The organism is Faecalibacterium sp. PGM34, assembly GCF_054456555.1.
Genome location: NZ_CM136898.1, coordinates 616691 through 636354 on the forward strand (window position 1 = coordinate 616691; position 19664 = coordinate 636354).

The 19664-nt window shown below is 58.8% G+C and carries 17 protein-coding genes; 10 read left to right on the forward strand and 7 right to left on the reverse strand.

The annotated features are described in order from the left end of the window. Window positions 1–20: 20 nt before the first annotated feature. From gyrB to dnaA, 6 genes are all read right to left on the reverse strand, one after another. Window positions 21–2015: a DNA topoisomerase (ATP-hydrolyzing) subunit B gene (gyrB, locus tag ACXPUX_RS02970; RefSeq protein WP_458829908.1), complete on the reverse strand. Its 1995-nt coding sequence runs from the start codon at window positions 2013–2015 to the stop codon at window positions 21–23. Window positions 2016–2234: 219 nt separating this feature from the next. Beyond that, a complete protein-coding gene (remB, locus tag ACXPUX_RS02975) occupies window positions 2235–2492 on the reverse strand; it encodes an extracellular matrix regulator RemB (protein ID WP_118658649.1) in 258 nt (85 codons plus the stop codon). Between the two features lie 89 nt (window positions 2493–2581). Then, a complete protein-coding gene (gene recF, locus ACXPUX_RS02980) occupies window positions 2582–3703 on the reverse strand; it encodes a DNA replication/repair protein RecF (protein ID WP_458829911.1) in 1122 nt (373 codons plus the stop codon). Then, window positions 3704–3919, reverse strand: a complete 216-nt coding sequence (locus ACXPUX_RS02985) for an RNA-binding S4 domain-containing protein (protein ID WP_005924246.1) — start codon at window positions 3917–3919, stop codon at window positions 3704–3706. A gap of 12 nt (window positions 3920–3931) precedes the next feature. Then, complete coding sequence (dnaN, locus tag ACXPUX_RS02990) at window positions 3932–5038, reverse strand: DNA polymerase III subunit beta (protein WP_458829913.1); 1107 nt, start codon at window positions 5036–5038, stop codon at window positions 3932–3934. A 397-nt stretch (window positions 5039–5435) separates the two neighbouring features. Next, window positions 5436–6758 carry a chromosomal replication initiator protein DnaA gene (dnaA, locus tag ACXPUX_RS02995; RefSeq protein WP_005924255.1) on the reverse strand — a complete coding sequence of 441 codons (1323 nt, stop codon included), beginning with the start codon at window positions 6756–6758 and terminating at the stop codon, window positions 5436–5438. Between the two features lie 375 nt (window positions 6759–7133). Between dnaA and rpmH the strand changes: the two genes are divergently transcribed. The 5 genes from rpmH to jag all read left to right on the forward strand — a co-directional run bounded on the left by rpmH (window position 7134) and on the right by jag (window position 10503). Further along, window positions 7134–7268, forward strand: a complete 135-nt coding sequence (rpmH, locus tag ACXPUX_RS03000; RefSeq protein ID WP_005924258.1) for a 50S ribosomal protein L34 — start codon at window positions 7134–7136, stop codon at window positions 7266–7268. A 206-nt stretch (window positions 7269–7474) separates the two neighbouring features. Beyond that, the gene (gene rnpA, locus ACXPUX_RS03005) at window positions 7475–7882 is read left to right on the forward strand and encodes a ribonuclease P protein component (protein WP_270565295.1); all 408 of its coding nucleotides are present in this window, start codon (window positions 7475–7477) and stop codon (window positions 7880–7882) included. Continuing rightward, window positions 7879–8181, forward strand: a complete 303-nt coding sequence (yidD, locus tag ACXPUX_RS03010; protein ID WP_242651874.1) for a membrane protein insertion efficiency factor YidD — start codon at window positions 7879–7881, stop codon at window positions 8179–8181. Before rnpA ends, yidD begins: the two co-directional genes overlap by 4 nt. A 99-nt stretch (window positions 8182–8280) precedes the next feature. Further along, window positions 8281–9342 (forward strand): YidC/Oxa1 family membrane protein insertase, encoded by a 1062-nt coding sequence (locus tag ACXPUX_RS03015; protein ID WP_458829917.1) that lies wholly within the window; start codon window positions 8281–8283, stop codon window positions 9340–9342. Between the two features lie 18 nt (window positions 9343–9360). Next, complete coding sequence (gene jag, locus ACXPUX_RS03020; RefSeq protein WP_458829919.1) at window positions 9361–10503, forward strand: RNA-binding cell elongation regulator Jag/EloR; 1143 nt, start codon at window positions 9361–9363, stop codon at window positions 10501–10503. Window positions 10504–10848: 345 nt separating this feature from the next. Here jag and ACXPUX_RS03025 read toward each other — a convergent pair whose 3' ends face one another. After that, the gene (locus ACXPUX_RS03025; protein ID WP_458829921.1) at window positions 10849–11799 is read right to left on the reverse strand and encodes a hypothetical protein; all 951 of its coding nucleotides are present in this window, start codon (window positions 11797–11799) and stop codon (window positions 10849–10851) included. 739 nt (window positions 11800–12538) lie between these two features. Between ACXPUX_RS03025 and mnmE the strand changes: the two genes are divergently transcribed. The 5 genes from mnmE (at window position 12539) to ACXPUX_RS03050 (ending at window position 19650) form a co-directional block, all read left to right on the forward strand. Continuing rightward, a complete protein-coding gene (gene mnmE, locus ACXPUX_RS03030; protein WP_458829923.1) occupies window positions 12539–13909 on the forward strand; it encodes a tRNA uridine-5-carboxymethylaminomethyl(34) synthesis GTPase MnmE in 1371 nt (456 codons plus the stop codon). A gap of 437 nt (window positions 13910–14346) precedes the next feature. Then, window positions 14347–16221, forward strand: coding sequence for a tRNA uridine-5-carboxymethylaminomethyl(34) synthesis enzyme MnmG (gene mnmG / locus ACXPUX_RS03035; protein WP_458829925.1), 1875 nt, complete (start codon window positions 14347–14349; stop codon window positions 16219–16221). A 63-nt stretch (window positions 16222–16284) separates the two neighbouring features. Further along, entirely contained in the window at window positions 16285–16992 is a 708-nt protein-coding gene (gene rsmG / locus ACXPUX_RS03040; protein WP_458829927.1) for a 16S rRNA (guanine(527)-N(7))-methyltransferase RsmG, read from the forward strand. 154 nt (window positions 16993–17146) lie between these two features. Further along, window positions 17147–17941 (forward strand): ParB/RepB/Spo0J family partition protein, encoded by a 795-nt coding sequence (locus ACXPUX_RS03045; RefSeq protein WP_097778935.1) that lies wholly within the window; start codon window positions 17147–17149, stop codon window positions 17939–17941. An 875-nt stretch (window positions 17942–18816) separates the two neighbouring features. Then, window positions 18817–19650, forward strand: a complete 834-nt coding sequence (locus ACXPUX_RS03050) for a ParA family protein (protein WP_458829930.1) — start codon at window positions 18817–18819, stop codon at window positions 19648–19650. Window positions 19651–19664 lie beyond the last annotated feature (14 nt).

The following is a 19664-nucleotide window of genomic DNA, read 5'->3' on the forward strand; positions in this document are numbered from 1 at the left end:
CAGCGCCTGAGAGGGTTTTCTTACACGTCCAGCTTTGCGTACTGGGCGTTGGTCTCGATAAAGCGGCGGCGGGGCTCCACCTGATCGCCCATCAGGATGGTAAAGGCTTCATCGGCCTTTTCGGCATCCTCGATGGTGATCTGCACGATGACCCGGTTGTCCGGGTTCATGGTGGTCTCCCACAGCTGCTCGGGGTTCATCTCACCAAGGCCCTTGTAGCGGTTCACCTTTGCGCCGGGCATTTCCTGCGAAAGCACGGCCATTTCGGCATCGTTGTAGGCGTACTTGATGGTGTTGCCCTTCTGCACCTTGAACAGAGGCGGCTGGGCCACATACACATGACCCTGCTCGATAAGGGGGCGCATATAGCGGAAGAAGAAGGTCAGCATCAGGGTGCAGATGTGGGAGCCGTCCACGTCCGCATCGGCCATGATGAACACCTTGTCGTACCGCAGCTTGGAGATATCGAACTCGTCACCGATGCCGCAGCCCAGCGCCAGCACCACCGGCATCAGCTTGTCGTTGCCGTAAATTTTATCGGCGCGGGCCTTTTCCACGTTCAGCATCTTGCCCCACAGCGGCAGGATGGCCTGAATGGCAGAGTCGCGTCCCATCTTGGCAGAGCCGCCTGCAGAGTCGCCCTCGACGATGAAGATTTCGGTGCGGCTGGGGTCTTTTTCGCGGCAGTCGGCCAGCTTGCCGGGCATCCGGCTGGTCTCCAGCGCGCTCTTGCGGCGCACCAGCTCGCGGGCCTTTTTGGCAGCGGCGCGGGCGCGGGCGGCCTGTGTGGCTTTTTCAAAAATGGCCTTTGCCACGCCGGGGTTCTCCTCAAAGAACTCCATCAGCTTGGAGTAGACCATGTTCGAAACGAGGGTGCGAATTTCCGTATTGCCCAGCTTTGCCTTGGTCTGGCCTTCAAATTCGGCCTCCTGCAGCTTGACCGAGATGACGCAGATCAGACCCTCGCGCACGTCTGCACCGGACAGGTTCTCATCCTTGTCCTTCAGCAGGCCGTGGCTGCGGCCGTAGTCGTTGAACACGCGGGTCAGGCTGGCCTTGAAGCCCTCTTCATGGGTGCCGCCGTCCGGGGTGTTGACGTTGTTGGCAAAGCTCAGCAGCAGCTCGTTGTAGCTGGAATTGTACTGCAAAGCGATCTCTGCCACGCCGCGGTCGGTCTGACCCTTGAGGTAGATGACGTTGGGGTGCAGCACCTCCAGCTTGCGCTTTTCGCCCAGATAGGTAACAAAGCTCTTGATGCCGCCCTCGTAGCGCATCACCTCGGAGCGGTAGCAGGGGTCGCCCTCCTGACCGTCCTCCAATACGGGGGTATACAGCTGGCGCTCATCGGTCAGAGTGATCTTGACACCGGCGTTCAGGAAGCTTTCCTCCCGCAGGCGCTTTTCCAGCGTGTCGAAGTCGTAGACGGTGGTGTCCTTGAACATTTCCGGGTCGGGCTTGAAGGTGACCCGGGTGCCGGTGACGCCCTCGGCTACCGTGCCGATGCACTTGAGCGGGCCGTCCGGGTCGCCGCGCCGGAAGGTCTGCTCGTACTCCTTGCCGTCGCGGCGCACGTTGACGGTAAGCCACTCGGAGCAGGCGTTGACCACCGAAGCGCCCACGCCGTGCAGACCACCGGCCACCTTGTAGCCGGAATTTTCGCCGCCGAATTTGCCGCCGGCGTGCAGGATGGTGTACACCACGGTGACGGCGGGCAGACCGGTGTCGGCCTGAATGTCCACGGGGATGCCGCGTCCGTTATCGGTGACCTGAATGATATTATCCTTCAGGATCTTGACCTCGATGTGGTTGCAGTAACCGGCCAGCGCCTCGTCAATGGCGTTGTCCACGATCTCGTACACCAGATGATGCAGACCGCGCTCACCGGTGGAGCCGATATACATACCCGGGCGCTTGCGCACCGCCTCCAGACCCTTCAGCACCTGGATCTCACTGGCGTTGTACTCGTGGTCGGTCACGGTATCGGCATTTGTACTGGTAATGATTTCTTCTGCCATATCCTTTCTCCCTTTTGTTCATTTTTGCGTTTGTTTTTTCAAATTATAGCAAAGCGGGAACCGGTACACTATGGTGTACTTTTTTCTCGCCGTTTTGTTGTGTTTTCACGCGCTGCCCGCAGCGGGCGTTCCGGCTGGCACGGTGCGGCTTTCCGGGCAGTTCCGGGGCTTTCCCATCCCTCTTTTTTCTGTGGATCTTCCGCCCGTTTTCCGCAAATTTCACTCCACCATCTTTTGCGCTCTGCGGCGCATGGCGGCGCTGGACAGCTCCGAAAGATACACCGTATCCACCAGCCCTCCGTCTGCCAGCACATAGCACTGGGGCAGCTCGTCCGAAAGGCTGACCACCGCCCCGTTCTTCTGGGCGTAGTTCAGAAACTCCCGCCCCCGTGGGGAGGTGGTGGTGGTCTCCAGATCAAAGATGCCGATGATATCACGGTCGTTCAGGACATAGTCCCGCCCCAGATGAATATACATACTGTATTTTCTCCCGCGCCTTTTGTTTGCATAAAACCCACGAAAATGTAGTTTTTATGCAATATTCTTTACAACATTTTTCCATGCTGTCAGACCCGATTCAGCACCCCGCCGTCCATGCGGTACACCTCGCCGTCTGTCTTTAAAAAGTCCGTGTCATCGCAGCTGGTCACAAAGGTCTGCTTTTCCTTCATGCAGGTGAGCAGATACTGCTTGCGCCCTTCGTCCAGCTCGCTCAGCACATCATCCAGCAGCAGCACCGGGTGCTCCCCGGTGATCTGCGCCGCCGCAGCGGCTTCGGCCATTTTCAGGCTCAGCACCACGCTGCGCTGCTGTCCCTGACTGGCATACACCCGGGCAGGCTGGTCGTCCAGCAGCAGCTCCAAGTCCTCGCGGTGGATGCCGCACAGGCTCTGCCCGGCGCGCAGCTCCTCCTCCTGCCGCTGACGCAGCAGCGCGGCAAGCCCGCCCGGCGCAAACTGGGCGGCATAGCGGATGCTCATCCGCTCCGCCCCGTGGGAAAGCTCCGCGTAGTTGGCACAGGCGCGGGGAGCCAGCAGCTTCAGATACTCCCGCCGCCGCTGCTGCAAGGCTTCGCCCTGCACGGCAAGTTCGGTATTGAGCACCTCCAGCAGGGTGCGCTTTTCCGCATAGGGGCGCTCCTGCCCGGTTGCAGAGTGGCGCAGCAGCGCATTTTTTTGCTGCAAAACCCGCACATAGCGGCGGTAACTGGCCAGATACCCGGGGTACAGCTGGCACAGCGCAGCGTCCAGAAATTTACGCCGCCCCTCCGGTGCGCCCTTAACAAGGCTCAGGTGGCCGGGGTCGAACACCACCGCCGGAAAGCTGCCTGCCAGCGCCGCCGCCCGCTTGGGCGCTGCACCGTTCACCGCCGCATAGCGGCCGGGCTTTGCGGCTTCCGGGGTGCCCACGGTCATGCGGATGTGGGCAGGCTCGGCGGGCTCGCAGCCTTCCGGCCGGTCCCGCTGGGTGTCGGCTTCCAGCACCGCGAATGCTTCTCCCCGGCGCACAAGCTCGGCATCCTTGCCGCCCCGGAAGCTTTTGCCGCCGGTCAGCAGCCAGATGGCCTCCAGAAGGTTCGTCTTGCCTTGGCCGTTGTTGCCGCAGATGACGGTAAGCTCCCGCCCCGGTTCCAGCCGTGCCGCACAAATATTGCGATAGTTCTGTACTTCCAGCGAAAGCAGACGCATTTACTGACCCTGCCCGATCTCTACGCTCTGGCCGTCCAGCTCGATGACGTCCCCGGCGCGGCACTTTTTGCCCCGCATGGTGCACACCTCGCCGTTCACCTTCACAGCACCGCCCTGCACCAGCTCCTTGGCTTCGCCGCCGGTCTCGCACAGGCCGGCAAATTTGAGCAGGGCATCCAGCTTGATAAACTCGGTATGAATGAGAATCTTCTGCATAAAACGCGCTCCTTAGTCGTTTTTAAAGCGTACCGGCAGTACCAGATACAAGAAATCGTTGCCTTCCACCGGCAGCACCTTCACCGGGCTCAAAGGTTCGCTGATCTCCATGCGCACCTGCTCGGTGCGGGCGTTGCGCAGCGCATCCAGCAGATAGCGGTTATTGAAGCCGATCTCTACCTCATCGCCCTCGCAGGCGGCGCTGAACTCGTCCACCACGCGGCCAAGGTTTGTCTGGCAGCGCACCACGACTTTACCCTCTGTAAAGGAGATGCGGAGGGGATTTTTTAAACGCTCTGTAATAATCAGAGAGGCACGCTCGATGGTGGAGATGAAGTCCTTGGTGTCGATGGTCACCCGGGTGCGGCTTCCGGCGGGGATGACGTTGCGGTAATTCAGGAACTCGCCCTCGATCAGGCGGCTCATGATGGTGTAACCGGCGGTGGTGAACACCACATAGCGGCGGTTGGCACTGATGTGCACGTCCTCTTCGTCATCATTGGCCAGCAGGTGGGACACTTCGGTCATGGTCTTGCTGGGCACGATGATGCGGATATCCTTCACGGCGGTGATAGGCCGCTCCACGATGGCAAGGCGGTAGCCGTCCAGCGCTACGATGGTCAGCTTGTCCAGCTCGATCTCGAACAGCTCGCCGGTGTGGGCGGGTTTTTTCTCGTCCTGACTGACGGCGTACAGGGTGCGGTCGATCATATCCCGCAGCACGCCGGTCTTGATGGTCAAGGTCTGCTCCGCGCCGGTGTTGGGCAGATCCGGGAAATCGGTGGCGGGCATGGACTGGATCTCGAACTGTGCCACGCCGCTCTGGATGGTGGTCTTGCCGTTATCCGCAGCTACGATGCTGATCTGACCTGCCGGCATCCGGCTGATCATGCTGCTGAGCAGCTTTGCATTCAACACGATCTCGCCGGGTTCTTTGATGTTGGCTTCGATGGTGGTCACGATGCTCATTTCCAGATCGTAGCCGGTCAGGGTGAGCTGAAAGCCCTCGGCCTTCAGCAGAATGCCCTCCAGCACCGGGATGGATGAGCGCATGGTGACAGCTTTGGAAACGCCGTCGATGGCTGCACTGAGCAGTGTTTTATCGCAGACGATGTTCAAAACAGTATCTCTCCTTTTTTCACACTTCCGGCTTGATCCCTGCCCTTTGGGCTGCTGCCGGAAGGCAGTAATATATTGAACTTGTTGTAGTAACCGTAGTAGGGGGTGGGGAAGATGTTGAAAACCCGGAAATGTCTTGCCGGGATGCGGGGCTTTGGCTTTCCACCGGATTGTGGAAGGCTCGTGAAGGAAATGTTGAAAGGTGGGGAACGGTGGTTCTTTCCACAGCTGATGTGAACAATTGATGTTGAATGTTGAAAACTAAGTGGAAAGTGTGGAAAGCTTCGCCTTTTTGCCACAAGATATAGGCGTATTTTCCCCCTTTTGTTCCGTTTTCTCCCCATATTTTGGGGTCACACCCTAAAATGAGTATGACTTTTACCCGGTTTTCCCCGGTTCAGGCCTTCACGTTCTTGATGATATCGCTCACGGTCTCCCGCAGGTGCTGGTCGTTCTTCATGTCCCGCTCCATGGTCTTGAGGGAGTAGACGATGGTGGAGTGGTCGCGGCCGGAAAATTCCCGCCCGATCTCCTCCATGCTCATGCCGGTGACCTCCCGCAGGATATAGATGGCCACGCGCCGGGCGGAAGCCACGTTGGCGTTGCGCTTGGTGCCCCGGATGTCGGCAGGGGACACGTTGAAGGTGCGGGACACCTCGCCGATGATCTTTTCAATGGTCACCGGTACCGGCTGGGTCTCGTTGAGGATATCCTTGATGGCGTTCTGCGCTACGCTGATCACCGGCTGGATGCCCTCCAGCATATAATAGGCGTTCAGCTTTTTCACTGCGCCTTCCAGCTGGCGGATGTTATTTTTCAGGTGGTTGGCAATGAACTCTGCCACGTCCTCGGGCAGGTCCAGATGCAAAAGCTCTGCCTTGCGCTTCACGATGGCGACGCGGGTCTCAAAATCCGGCGGCTGCACATCGGCGGTCAGACCCCACTCAAAGCGGGTGCGCAGACGCTCTTCCAGGCTCTTGATCTCCTTGGCGGGGCGGTCGGAGGCGATGACGATCTGCTTGTGGGCATCATGCAGGGAGTTGAAGGTGTGGAAGAACTCCTCCTGCGTGGACTCCTTGCCCGCGATGAACTGGATATCGTCCACCAGCAAAAGGTCTGCCACGCGGTACTTCATGCGGAAGTCCTCGGTGCTGCCGGCGCGGATGGCGGCGATCAGCTCGTTGGTGAACTGCTCGCAGGTGACATACATGATGACGAAATCGGGGTGGGTGCGCTTGATCTCGGTCTGAATGGCGGTCAGCAGATGGGTCTTGCCAAGGCCGGAGCCGCCGTAGATGAACAGGGGGTTATAGGCCCCGGAGGGGTTTGCCGCCACAGCCTGCGCAGCAGCAAACGCAAACTGGTTGGACGGCCCCTTGATGAAATTTTCAAAGGTGAACTCGTAGTTGCCCTGCGGGGAGGCGGGGTTTGCCTCGTACTGCTGAGCCAGCACTACCTCGTGGGGCGGGGTGCTGGGCACCACAAGGGTGATGTCCACATCAAAGCCCAGCACGGACTTGAAGGCCTCCTTGAGCAGGCCGAGGTACCGGTCGGTGACGATCTTGCAGATAAAATCGTTGCGCACCGACAGGGTGATATGGCTGGAGTCCTCAAAGCTGATGGGCTCCAACCCGTCGATATAGAGATTGTACGTTGGCTCGGCCATCTGCGCCTTGCAGTACATCTGGGCCGCTTCTAAAACGTCCTTGAAAGAATCCATAAAACATCCACTCCATTGAATCGGTCGAAGTTTTCAACAATGCTGCTGATACCATGTTAGTATACCACAAAAAACTCCCTGCGTCTATATTACTATAATGTAATTTATAATACATAAGATAAGCCCCCGCAGCGCCCTTGTGGAAACACGCCAAAAAAACCACAATATCTGGTAGAAAAAAGTTTTCCACAGCAAAATGGTGAAAAAGTTGAAAAGCTTTTAACAGAAAAATCAGAAAAAAGTTTGCAGAAAACTGCAAAAAATGCTTGACAGAACGTCATACTATGCGATATACTGTTGAATTGCAAGCCTGTCCCCAATCTGGGACCGATCAAGACCCCATACCGGGGATAAGTTTTTACGGAGGATACAACCATGAAGAGAACTTTTCAGCCCAAGAAGCGTCAGCGCAAGGAAGTTCATGGCTTTCTGACCCGCATGAGCACCAAGAACGGCCGTAAGGTCATCAATGCTCGCCGTGCAAAGGGCCGCAAGAGCCTGACTGTCTGATCTCTGCCTTGCAGGTGAGATCCGGCGCAGAAATGAATATGCGCACAAAAGACCGCTGATATCCCATTGGCGGTCTTATTTTTTTTTACCCGTCAAAAGTTTTTTCGTAAAAAATGCCCGGATGGGCTTTTAAACTGCAAAAATTTTTGATATACTGGCTAAAGAGTGCACCTATGTGCACCCGGACGAAAGGAGGTGCCGATGTTATGCGTTATCGTCCGATCCGCCGCAACAGCGAGTTTGGCCGTGTGTACGCCCGCGGCAAGTCCTATGTGAACCCGGCACTGGTGCTGTATGTGCTCAAGACCCGGGGCCGCAACACCCGGGTGGGCCTGACCGCCACCAAAAAGATCGGCCACGCCGTGCAGCGCAACCGCGCCCGCCGCGTGATGAAGGCCGCCATTGACGAGCATCTGGATTATAATATCGGCGGCTACGATCTGATCTTCGTGGCCCGGGGCATGACCCCCAAACTGAAAAGCTGGCAGCTGAGCAGTGTTGTGGCAAAGCTGTTTGCCCAGGCCGGTCTGCCGGATAAGGCAAAGCGCCCGGACGCAAAGCCGCCCGCCACCGTGCCCCCTGCCCGCAAGCAAAAGCCGGAGCCCCGCGCGTGAACCGGCTGCAAATGCTCTGCCGCAGGGCATTGTGCGTGCCCATCCGCATCTACCAGTACACCCTCAGCCCATGGATCGGCCGCAGTTGCCGGTTTTCGCCCAGCTGCAGCAACTACACCATGCAGGCCATCCTGACCCACGGCTGTATAAAAGGAATTCTGCTGGGCGCATGGCGCATTGCGCGGTGTAATCCCTTGGGTAAATGGGGCTACGACCCCGTGCCGCCGCCCGGCCGCTGGCAAAGCCCCGCCCGCAATTTACAGCCCGCAAAGCTGTTCGAAAAGCGGCACAGGGGATAAAGTTTTCGCTTCTTGTGACGCGCTGCACTGTGGGCGGCGTGTCCTACGATAAAAAAATAATGCGTCCCGGGCCACAGCCGGGGCAGAATGGACAAAGGTATGAACTTCTTTTACATCCTGAGCGGTCCTCTCGGCTATGTCATGGAGTGGATCTACAAGCTGCTGCCGAACTACGGCTGGGACATCATCCTCTTCACCCTGCTCATCAACATTGTCAAGATCCCCCTGCAGACCAGCCAGCAGAAGAGCATGGCAAAAATGTCTGCCTTCCAGCCCATGATCGCGGAGATCCAGACCAAGTACAAGGATAAGCCCGAAAAGCAGCAGGAAGAACTGATGAAGCTGCAGCAGGACTTTGGCTATAAGCCCACGGCCGGCTGCATGCCCATGCTGCTGAATTTCCTTGTCATGTTCGGTGTTATCGGCGTGGTGTATAACCCGCTGGAGCGTATTTTCCACATCAACGCCGCTGCACTTGCCAGCGCAGGCGAGGCGATGACCGCCGCCGGCATCTCCTTTACCGCCATCACCCGCGATACCAACATCATCGCCGAGGTGGTTGCCGGCAACAGCGGCGTGCTGGGCTGCTTTACCGCACAGCAGATCGCTACCATCACCGAGTTCAGCCAGCACATGAACTTCTTTGGCATCGACCTGACCCGCATCCCGAAGCTGGGGCTTTCTCTGGACATCGTCCTGCCGCTGCTGTCGGTCCTCACCATGTTCCTGTCCACCCACATCAGCATGAAGGCCTCCGGCCAGCAGATGCAGGGCAGCATGAAGCTGACCATGTACATGATGCCGCTGCTGTACCTGTTCTTCTGCTTTACCTACCCGCTGGCATTCTCTCTGTACTACGTCATTTCCAACATCGTTATGACCGCACAGACTCAGGTCATGCGCAAGTTCTACGACCCCGAGAAGATGCGCAAGGAAGTGGAAGCGGAGATCGCCGCCAAGCGCAAGCAGGAAAAGCGCGGTGTGAAGAACACCACCATCACGGTGACCGACCCCAAGACCGGCAAGACCGTGGAAAAGAACCTTTCCGCCAGCGAGATGAACAAGCGCCGGCTGGAGTATGCCCGTCAGCTGGACGCCGAGCGCTACAAGGACGAGCGCACCGTGCCGCTGAGCGAGCTTGACAAGCAGGATAAACAGTAACAAGGGAGGTAAACGGTTATGATCCGTACACAGGAATCCACCGGCAAGACGGTGGACGAAGCCCGCGCCAAAGCCTGTGCCCTGCTGGGCGTGCAGGCCGACGATCTGAATGTCAGCTATGAAGTGCTGGAAATGCCCCAGAAGACCGGTTTTCTGGGCTTAAAGACCACCCCCGCCAAGGTGCGCGTGAGCGTGGAAGAGCCGGATGCCCCCGCCGCTGCGCCCGCAAAGCCGGTGGAGGTTGTGGCGGAGCAGCCGGTTGAGACTGCCGCCCCCGTGCAGGAGACTGCCCCCGTGGCAGAGGAAGTTCCCGCTGCTCCCGCCGCAGAGCAGACCCCCGCTGCCGAGCAGCCCGCCGAGACTGCCGAGGAGGCAGAAGAGGTGGAGGTGCCCATCGTCATCGAGGAGAACGCCAAGGTGAAGGCCGCTGTGGACTATCTGCGGGAGGTCATCACCCTGATGGGCGTGGAGAATGTGACCTTCAGCGCCGTGCAGAAGGGCGAAGCCACCATCATCCGTCTGGACGGTGAAAAGCTGGGTGCCCTCATCGGCCGCCGCGGCGAGACCATGGAGAGCCTGTCCTATCTGGCAAGCCTTGTGGCTAACCGTCTGGAAGGCGATTACATCAAGCTGGGTCTGGACGTTGCAGGCTACCGCGATAAGCGCGAGAGCGACCTGACTGCACTGGCACAGCGCATTGGCGCCAAGGTGCGCAAGACCGGCCGCAGCTTTGCCATGGAGCCCATGAACCCCTACGAGCGCCGCATCATCCACTCTGCCATCAGCAAGATGGAGGGTGTGCGCAGCGAGAGCAAGGGCGAAGGCCGTGACCGCCGCGTGGTCATCTACTCCACCGCACCGGATGCCCAGACCGAGAACACCTACGGCGAGCGCCGTGGCCGTGGCGGCAACCGGAATGGCCGCCGTCCCGGCGGCAGCCGCAACGGCGGTTATCGCGGCGAGCGCCGCAGCGAGAACGGCGGCCGCAACGGCGGCTACCGTGGCAGCCGCAGCGGTGCACCCCGCGGCTCACGTCCGTCCAGCGTGCCGGAGCGCACCTACGCCCCCCGCGACGCCGAGAGCGCAGCACCCGTAGCACCCAAGCGCACCGAGCGCGTGGACGACTTTGCAGATTTCAGCTTCGGCAAGATCGAGCTGTAAGCTGTAACCCGAAACAGAACCATGAAGCGCCCCGCATTTCCGGTGGAAATGCGGGGCGCTTTTTTGGTTTCACAGGAGGGGGTCGTGGAGTAAAACGGCATTTGCAGCGCCGCTTTCTGCGAAAGCGCAGCGCTGCGGGAAAAGTCTGCACAGGTTTTCAGCGGGCTGAACCCTCTCAGCTTCGCTGCGCTCAGCACGGTACGATGCGGTCTATCTCTGCTAGAAATTCGCGTTTCTTTGTCAGCACCTGCGACAACTCATCGCTCAGCGCCGACAGACTCATTTATTTGTTCACATCTGTATTATATCACTTCTGTGGTTATATTGCCATTGTGCGGTATTGCCTTAGCTTGCAATTCTGCCTTCTGCCTTTCCGTTAGAAATATAATGTTCGTAGTATTTCACATTACTATTGCCAAACGCTGCTACAAGATCCGGGTTATTTGTCTTATAGGCAGCCAGGTTGAACTGATAATTTCCCTGCCGCCCCTCTTTCATGCCATTTGTAACAAAATGCTCAAAAAGTGCTTTCTGATTTGTTCCAAATGCCTCTACAAGGTCAGGATTCAGTTTCAGATAATTCTTGTAATTGTAAACTGCCTGGTACTGTGCCAGCTGCTGTGCAAACGGAGGATTCTGCAGCTGTATTCCCCGATGTGAACCATTATCAACATTTCTGACAGTTTCTGTGCTTCCATCCATATAGATGATAACAGCATAATCCACATTGATGTGGTCGATTACATTGCTCTTCCACCAAATATCGCTAAAACTAGCCACTCTGTTGCACATTGCATTCTGGACTTCATCATCAGACAGATATGTGCAACTGTCGCTGTCATCTGTATCCGGCACAACAAAGAAGTTTCCATGCAAATCACAGTAAACCGGTGTCAGAATATCATCATCGCCGATTGAAACGAAATAGTCCGTATTTGTGTAATATTTAAATGGACTATCATCTGAAAGCTGACGATTCATATTCAACTGCGCGTCAACATTTTTTATAACCCGAAAAGGCTGGTCAGGCCCAACTACAGTTAACTTTTTTGTTGCAAAAGCAGGAACAGGATCTCCGACACGATTGTACGCAGTCGTATAGAAATCAATATACTTCATTGCTTTGTTTGTATTATTGCGATAATAAAATGTTGGATTCCATGCACAATTATTTCCCCATTGAACTTGCAATGTTATCACTTCGATGCTTGGCTTTTTAGTCGCAAATGCACTGCCACAGAAGCACACACACAGCAGCACTATTGTAAACAATGCGGCAGAAAGTTTTCTTTTCATGTTGATTCCTCCTTCTATGGAAAGCCTTTCTTGCCATCAGTATACCGCTGTTTAAACTAATTTTCAATTTGTTTTTTGTGAAATTTCTTAAAGATTATCGCATGTTACCGTTAAAAATATGGACGCTGCTTTTTGCAACAGCCCCTTGACTCCCTCAGTCAAAACCTGACGGTTTTGCCAGCTCCCTCTGGGAGGGAGCCTCTGGCGCGCCCGGACGTTTTGCACTTTAGCCAAAAACTTCGCCGCCATGCCAAAGGCCCCATCTCCGAAGACGACTTCCCCCGGAGCGGGGGAAGATGTCGCGCAGCGACAAAAAGGGGAATCTGGCATCGAGCAAAGCGAGATGACTGGGGGAGTTTCTCGCGGGGTAAACCCTCTCCGCTTCGCTGCGCTCAGCAGCTCCCCCGAAGGGGGAGCTTTTCGCCATCTGGCGGTAAGTAGAGCAAAACCTCCCCCTTTCGGGGGAGGTGGCATCGCCGTAGGCGATGACGGAGAGGGTTCAAGCCGTAAAGTTTAGCACTAAAGTATTAAGTACAAAGAGAAAGTACCCGCCATTTTCGATCTCTTTTTCCACAAACATTTTGGAAGATGTGGAAAAACCGCGCGGCGGGTGTATCTTTTTGCGCAAAAACGTGGTAAAATAAGCTGTAAAATCAGAAAGTGTGCGCTGCGGCGGCTCTGCCGCAGCGGGCGCACCAGCAGCGCACCCGCAAAGGGCGGTGCGCGGAAAGGATGCAGTATGCAGGGATCGACCATTGCCGCCATCGCAACGCCCCCCGGGGCGGGCGGCATTGCCGTGGTGCGCCTGTCCGGCGCAGAGAGCTACGCCGTGGCTGCCCGGGTGTTTCGCCCGGCAAACCCGGCAAAAAAGGTGGAACAGGCCAAGGGCTACACCGCACTGTTCGGGCATTTCGTGGATAAGGAAGAAGCCTTTGACGAGGGCGTCGCCCTGTTTTTCCGTGCACCCCACAGCTACACCGGCGAGGACGTGGTGGAGCTTTCCTGCCACGGCGGCAGCGCGGTGGCGCGGCGGCTGGTGGAAGCCTGTCTTACAGCGGGTGCGCAGCCTGCCGCCCCCGGCGAGTACACCCGCCGCGCCTTTCTGAACGGCAAGCTGGGCCTGACGCAGGCCGAAGCGGTCATGGATTTGATCGCAGCGGACGGGCGGCAGGGGGCAGCGCTGGCCAATGCCGCGCTGGGCGGCGCACTGGCGAAAAAGATCAACGCCCAGAAAGCCCAGCTGACCGCCCTGCAGGCGCATCTGGCTGCTTGGGTGGACTTCCCGGAGGAGGATGTGCCGGAGCTGGATCCCGCCCACCTGCGCACCGTGCTGGGCGCAGTGCGGGAGGAGCTGGACGCCCTCATCCGCAGCTACGATGCCGGTGCGGTGCTGCGCGAGGGCGTGGACTGCGCCATCGTGGGACGCCCCAACGCGGGCAAGTCTACCTTGCTCAATCTGCTGGCCGGGTTCGACCGCGCCATCGTCACCCCGGTGGCGGGCACCACCCGCGATGTGGTGGAGCAGGCGGTGCAGCTGGGGGATATCCGGCTGAACCTTTTTGACACCGCCGGTCTGCGGGAGACCGAGGACGCCATCGAGGCTGAGGGCATCCGCCGCAGCTGGAAAAAACTGGAAGAGGCCGGGCTGATCCTTGCCGTCTTTGACGGCTCCGAGCCGCCCAGCCGGGAGGACTTGGCGCTGGCACAGCGCTGCGCGGGTCGCCCCGCCATTGCCCTTGTCAACAAGGAGGACAAGCCCACCCGGTTTGATGCAGAGCTCATCGCCCCCTATTTTGCCATGGTGCTGCCGGTCTGCTGCCGGGAAGAGGGGAGCCGCAAGGTCATCGCCGCTGCGGTGGCACGGCTGCTGGGCACGGGCAGCATCGATCCCCACGCCGCCAGCCTGTCCGGGCAGCGGCAGCTTTCCGCCGCCCTCCGCGCCCGGGACGCCGTAGCCGGCGCACTGGATGCCGCTGCCGGCGGCTTTGGGCTGGACGCCGTCTCGGTCTGCGTGGATGACGCACTGGACGCCCTCTGCGACCTGACCGGCGAAAACGCCTCGGAAGCCGTCATCGAGCAGGTGTTCGAACGGTTCTGTGTGGGGAAATAAGGGCGGGGATGCCTTTGCACTATACCGGAAACCTTATCCCTACCGCTGAAGCCTTCACCCGCCGGGGGAAGGTGGCGCGCAGCGCTGGATGAGGAGCAGTACCCGTTAGTCCCGTGCGCCCTCTCAGTCACCTGCGGTGACAGCTCTCCCAAAGGGAGAGCCAAGAGCACTGCCGGAAACTTTCTCATTTCGCCTAATACTTTAGCAACGAGCCTTAGACCTTGGCTCCCCCTTTGGGGGAGCTGGCGCGGAAGCGCCTGAGAGGGCGCACGCTGTTAGCCCTAGTGCTAAAGTATCAAACGCAATAAGAAACTTTACCTCTACCTCAAAAAGCTCCCCCTTCGGGGGAGCTGGCATCGCGTAGCGATGACTGAGAGGGTTCAGCCCAAGGTAAAATTTGCATTTTAAATCATTGATTAGAGGAAACCCGAAAGTATATGAACCACTTAGGAGATTATGATGTCATCGTCATTGGCGCCGGCCATGCGGGCATCGAAGCCGCCCATGCAGCTGCTGTGCTGGGCGCAAAAACGGCCGTCTTTACCATGAGTCTGGACGCCATCGGCAATATGCCCTGCAACCCCAGCATCGGCGGCACCGCCAAGGGCACGCTGGTGCGGGAGGTGGACGCACTGGGCGGCGTGATGGGTCTGGCGGCAGATGCCACCTATCTGCAAAGCCGGATGCTGAACAAGGGCAAAGGCCCCGCCGTGCACGCACTGCGGGTGCAGACCGACCGCCGCCGCTACAACGAATACATGAAGCACGCGCTGGAACAGACCCCGGGGCTGGCTATCCATCAGGCCGAGGTGGTGGCACTGGAAGTGGAAAACGGCCATGTAAAGGGCGTTGTTACCCAACTGCACGGCGAATACACCGCCAAGTGCGTGGTGCTTGCCACCGGCACGAACCTCGGCGGCAAAATTTTTGTGGGCGATGCGTGGTATGCCTCCGGCCCGGACGGCATGCACGCCGCCAACGCCCTGACCGACAGCCTGAAAGCTGCCGGTCTGCCGCTGCGCCGGTTCAAGACCGGCACCCCCGCCCGGGTGCACCGCCGCAGCATTGATTTTTCTAAGCTGGAATGCCAGCCCGGCGACCCGGACAGCGAATTGCAGCCCTTCAGCTTTTTGACCGATGCACCCATGCACAACAAGGTGGAATGCTGGATCGCCTACACGAACCCCGAGACCCACAGGATCATTCTGGATAATATCCAGCGCAGCCCGCTGTACGGCGGCATGATCGAGGGCGTCGGCCCGCGCTACTGCCCCTCCATCGAGGACAAGGTGGTGCGCTTCTCCGGGAAAGACCGCCACCCGCTGTTCGTAGAGCCCTGCGGCGAGAACACCGAGGAAATGTATTTGCAGGGGGCGTCCAGCAGTCTGCCGGAGGACGTGCAGAACGCCTTTTACCACAGCATCAAAGGCTTTGAGCATCTGGAGATCATGCGCCCTGCCTACGCCATCGAGTACGACTGCGTAGACCCCACCAGTCTGGAAGCCACGCTGGAAAGCAAGGTGGTGCGGGGTCTGTACGGGGCAGGGCAGTTCAACGGCACCTCCGGCTACGAGGAAGCCGCCGCGCAGGGTCTGCTGGCGGGATTGAACGCCGCCCGCAACGCGCTGGGCAAGGAGCAGCTGGTGCTGCCCCGGCACACCAGCTATCTGGGCACGCTGGTGGACGACCTTGTCACCAAGGGCGTCATGGACCCCTACCGCATGATGACCAGCCGCAGCGAGTACCGGCTGACCCTGCGGCAGGACAACGCCGACCAGCGCCTGACCCCCATCGGCAGGGAATACGGCCTTGTGCAGGAGGACCGCTGGGCAAAGTACCAGCACACCCAGCAGATCTTGGAAGCCGAGCGCCGCCGCCTGCACGAAGCGCATCTGCGCACCGCAGACCTGCGCGCCGCCATGGAAGCCGCCGGTCTTGCCCCTGCCGCCGAGGGCGGCATTGCCGAGGAGCTGCTGCGCCGCCCCGAGATCAGCTACCCGCTGGTGGCGGGCATCATCGGCTGGGGAGAGGAGATCACCCCCATGCTGGCGGAGCGGCTGGAGACCGAGATCAAGTACGCCGGCTACATTGCCCGGCAGGACCGGATGATCCGGGAGGTGGCACGCCACGAAAAGACCCTCATCCCGGAGGATTTCGAGTACGCCGCCCTGACCGGCCTGACGCTGGAAGCCCGGGAAAAGCTGGCCCGCATCCGTCCCCGCAATCTGGGGCAGGCGGGGCGCATCCCCGGCGTTTCGCCCTCCGATGTGGCGCAGCTGAGCATTGCACTGGCAGGGAAACAACAAAAATAATACGAAGTTGCGATAAAATAGACGATTGCGCACCCCCAACCACCCGACAGAAAGGAAAACACTATGATCGACAAACAGCGGCTGGAGGAAAAATGTTCCACATGGAACATCACCCTCACCGGCACCCAGCTGGATCAGCTGGATGCCTTTGCCCAGATCCTTGTAGACTACAACCAAAAGGTCAACCTGACCGCCATCACCGACCCGGAGGGCATCGAGGACAAGCATTTCCTCGACAGCCTGCTGTTTGCCAGCCAGCCGGAGGTAGCCGGGCGTATGGTGGACGTGGGCGCCGGTGCAGGCTTTCCGGGCATCGTGACCAAAATTTTCAAACCGGAGCTGGAGCTGACCCTGATGGAGCCCACCGGCAAGCGGGTGGAGTTTTTGAAGTACGCCTGCGCCCAGCTGGGGCTGACCGGGGTGGAGTTTGCCAAGGAGCGCGCCGAGGAAGCCGCCCGCAAGATCTGGCGGGAGCAGTTTGATCTTGCCTCTGCCCGTGCCGTGGCAGCCCTGCCCATGCTGGCAGAATACTGCCTGCCGCTGGTAAAAGTGGGCGGCAACTTCCTTGCCATGAAGGGCGCATCCGGGGAAGAGGAGCTGACCGCCGCCCGGGGTGCTATCAAAAAGCTGGGCGGCGAGTACCGCGAGACCCGCACTTTGCACCTGCCCGGCGGCGATACCCGCACTTTGATTTTGTGCAAAAAGATTTCGCAAACTCCGACAGCATACCCCAGAAACGGCGGTAAAATTGCAAAAAGTCCGCTGAAATAACGCATGATTTGACGCAACCTGTAAGACCCTGCCGAACGAAATTTCTGGCGGGGTCTTTCTTTATGTGCTACACTGAAGCTGAACAGGTTTTCCACGATTTCCCGGAGAAATGTGGAAAAACCGAAGGTTTATTTCACAGGAAAGGGGCAGCATCATGTTTGAACGCAAGAAACCGTCCGGGAAATTACTCTCTCTGCCCATCGACCAGATCCACCCGTCGCCCTTTCAGGCGCGGAAAAGCTTTGACGAGCAGGAGCTGACGGCGCTGGCGCAGAGCATCCGGGAGAACGGTCTGCTCCAGCCGGTCACGGTGCGCAGAGCGGCAGAGGGCTACGAACTGGTGGCGGGGGAGCGGCGGCTGCGCGCCTGCCAGCTGGCAAAGATGACCACCATCCCCGCCATCCTGTGCAGCTACGCCGACGACCGCACCGCCGCGCTGGGTCTGCTGGAAAACATCCAGCGCGCCGACCTGAACCCCTTTGAGCAGGCGCAGGGGCTGCGGGATGTGATGGTGCTGTGGGACTGCACCCAAGCCGAAGCCGCCAAGCGTCTGGGCATGGCGCAGCCCACCTTTGCCAACAAGCTGCGGCTGTTGCAGCTGACCGCAGACCAGCGGCAGTTCGTGCTGGACAATAACCTCACCGAGCGCCACGCCCGCGCGGTGCTGCGCCTGCCGGAGAACCGCCGCAGCGAAGCGCTCATCACCATCGCCAAGCGCCGCCTGAACGCCCGCCAGACCGACAGCTACATCGAGCAGCTGCTGAACAGCCCGCCCAAGGCCGGGCACCGCATCTCCATGGTGCGGGACGTGCGCATCTTTGTCAACACCATCGACCACGCCATCCGGCTGATGACCGACAACGGCGTGCCCGCCACCGCCCACCGGGAAGAGAAGGACGGCTACATCGAGTACACCGTCCGTATCCCAACCGCCGCCGCGGAGAAGTGAAGTGTTCCATGTGGAACAGGGGAGAGGGGAAGAGGATGTAGCCGAGAGATGTTCTCTTTTGACACCAAAAGAGAACCAGAAAAGTGCCAGCGATTTCGACGCGCTGGAGCCACGAAAAAGGGGCTGCTCGCCCCTTTTAACCCCAAGGAGGAGGGCTACACCGGAAAAAACTGAAGATTCACGCCTGTTCGGCGTGAAGATCTTTTAACCGTTTTTTCCGGCTCCGCCGATTTGAAGCCCCTCAGTCGCTGCGCGACAGCTCCCCGGGGGGAGCGAGCGCACCCGGAAACTTTGCGCTTCAGCCAGAACCTTACCGTCATCGCTGAAACCTTCACCCACCGGGGAACGGTGGCGCGCAGCGCCGGATGAGGGGCAGCACGCGTTAGCCTTACACGCCCTCTCAGGCGCTCCCGCGCCAGATTCCCCCTTTTGTCACCTACGGTGACATCTTCCCCCGGAGCGGGGGAAGTCTTTCCTCAAAGGGAGAGCCAAGCCGTTAGCCCCGATGCTAAAGTATTAGGCATAATGAGGAAGCTTCCGGCAGTGCTCTTGGCTCTCCCTTTGGGAGAGCTGGCAAAGCCGTAGGCTTTGACTGAGAGGGCGCACGCCGTTAGCTCTGTCACTAATGTATCAAAGGCAACGAGAAACTTTCCCGCCACCACCAAAAGCCGTCCCCTTGGGCAAGATGGAAGGGATGATTTCCGCTTTTCACCCCTCAAAAGTTAAAAATCCAGCTGAAAAACGCTCCAGATGGTTCAAAAACCAATTTGAATGTGTTATACTAGAAGCCAAGGTGCCTGTCGGACGGGGAAACCGGCGGGCACGACTGCGTGTTCCATGTGGAACAAATCTTTCCCCGGGAGGAAGAAAAGCGCGTGGCAAAAATTGTAGCGATCGCAAACCAGAAGGGCGGAGTGGGCAAAACCACCACCGCCGTCAACCTTTCGTCCTGCGTAGCGGCACTGGGCAAAAAGGTGCTCATCGTGGACTTAGACCCGCAGGGCAACACCACCACCGGATACGGCATCCCAAAGCGCAGCGTAGAAGCGGGCACTTATGAGGTGCTTATCGGCAAGGCAACGGCGGCGCAGGCTATCCGGCATACCGAGTACCGCACCGATGTCATCGGCTCCAACACCCGTCTGGCGGGTGCCAGCCTGGAAATGATCGACCTGCCCGGCCGCGAGGGGCGTCTGCGCAAGGCGCTGGCTGGGGTGCAGAAGGATTACGACTTCATCTTTATCGACTGCCCGCCCAGTCTGGATCTGCTCACCCTCAACGGCCTGAGCGCCTGCGACAGTGTGCTCATCCCGGTGCAGTGCGAGTACTATGCGCTGGAAGGTCTGTCGGAGCTCATCAGCACCCTCAAGACCATCCGCAAAAAGTATAATCCGTATCTGGATATCGAGGGCGTGGTGTTCACCATGTTCTCGCTGCGGTACAACCTGACCGTGCAGGTGGTGGAGCAGGTGCAGAAGTACTTCGGCTCCAAGGTGTACAAGACCACCATCCCGCGCTCCATCCGCATTTCGGAGGCGCCCAGCTACGGCCAGCCTATCAACTTCTACGAGCCAAAGGGCAAGGGCAGCGAAGCCTACATGGACTTGGCCATCGAATTCATCAAGCACAACCGTCCGCAGGAACCTAAAAAGTCCCGCGCAAAGGCTGCACCCGCCGCAGAGCAGGCGAAAAACGCTCTGGAAGATTAAAATAGGGGGAACAA

Bases quoted from the DNA above. Each gene is read 5' to 3' on its own strand.
- gyrB (WP_458829908.1), bottom strand. From the start codon at position 2,015: ATGGCAGAAGAAATCATTACCAGTACAAATGCCGATACCGTGACCGAC.
- dnaA (WP_005924255.1), bottom strand. From the start codon at position 6,758: ATGGATTCTTTCAAGGACGTTTTAGAAGCGGCCCAGATGTACTGCAAG.
- rpmH (WP_005924258.1), top strand. From the start codon at position 7,134: ATGAAGAGAACTTTTCAGCCCAAGAAGCGTCAGCGCAAGGAAGTTCAT.
- ACXPUX_RS03025 (WP_458829921.1), bottom strand. From the start codon at position 11,799: ATGAAAAGAAAACTTTCTGCCGCATTGTTTACAATAGTGCTGCTGTGT.
- ACXPUX_RS03045 (WP_097778935.1), top strand. From the start codon at position 17,147: ATGTTTGAACGCAAGAAACCGTCCGGGAAATTACTCTCTCTGCCCATC.
- jag (WP_458829919.1), top strand. From the start codon at position 9,361: ATGATCCGTACACAGGAATCCACCGGCAAGACGGTGGACGAAGCCCGC.
- mnmE (WP_458829923.1), top strand. From the start codon at position 12,539: ATGCAGGGATCGACCATTGCCGCCATCGCAACGCCCCCCGGGGCGGGC.
- mnmG (WP_458829925.1), top strand. From the start codon at position 14,347: ATGAACCACTTAGGAGATTATGATGTCATCGTCATTGGCGCCGGCCAT.
- ACXPUX_RS02985 (WP_005924246.1), bottom strand. From the start codon at position 3,919: ATGCAGAAGATTCTCATTCATACCGAGTTTATCAAGCTGGATGCCCTG.
- ACXPUX_RS03015 (WP_458829917.1), top strand. From the start codon at position 8,281: ATGAACTTCTTTTACATCCTGAGCGGTCCTCTCGGCTATGTCATGGAG.
- rsmG (WP_458829927.1), top strand. From the start codon at position 16,285: ATGATCGACAAACAGCGGCTGGAGGAAAAATGTTCCACATGGAACATC.
- rnpA (WP_270565295.1), top strand. From the start codon at position 7,475: ATGCGTTATCGTCCGATCCGCCGCAACAGCGAGTTTGGCCGTGTGTAC.
- remB (WP_118658649.1), bottom strand. From the start codon at position 2,492: ATGTATATTCATCTGGGGCGGGACTATGTCCTGAACGACCGTGATATC.
- recF (WP_458829911.1), bottom strand. From the start codon at position 3,703: ATGCGTCTGCTTTCGCTGGAAGTACAGAACTATCGCAATATTTGTGCG.